Origin of the sequence: Kitasatospora phosalacinea, assembly GCF_000717185.1 — a bacterium.
Taxonomy (GTDB): Bacteria; Actinomycetota; Actinomycetes; order Streptomycetales; family Streptomycetaceae; genus Kitasatospora; species Kitasatospora phosalacinea_A.
The window spans coordinates 1-310 of the sequence record NZ_JNYE01000298.1; the positions used below are offsets into that span (position 1 = coordinate 1).

1 protein-coding gene is annotated in these 310 nt (G+C 74.5%); it reads left to right on the forward strand.

All coding sequences use genetic code 11. The features are described 5' to 3' along the window. Positions 1 to 4: 4 nt before the first annotated feature. On the forward strand, positions 5 to 310 hold a 306-nt coding region (locus tag OO57_RS47575), incomplete at its 3' end, for an Arm DNA-binding domain-containing protein (RefSeq protein ID WP_418909947.1).

Sequence of the window (310 nt, forward strand, 5' to 3'; positions counted from 1 at the left end):
GCAGTTGGGTTCGTGGTGTCCGCGGCTGGCCGCCGATACCGCGCACGGGCGGTGGACGTACGCGGTGGACCTGGCGAGGGAGGACGGCAAGCGTCGGACTCGGAGGCGGGGCGGGTTCGCCAGCCGGGCGGAGGCGGCCCGGGGGATGGCGCGGGGGCTGGATGCCGAGTACCGGGGCGTGTACGAGGACCGGACGCTGCGCGTCGGGGTATTCCTGTACGAGTGGCTGGAGGCGAAACGGCCGGCGCTGGCCCCGAACACCTGGGCCGGCTACCGGGCGTGCATCGAGCGCGACCTGGTCCCGGCGTTC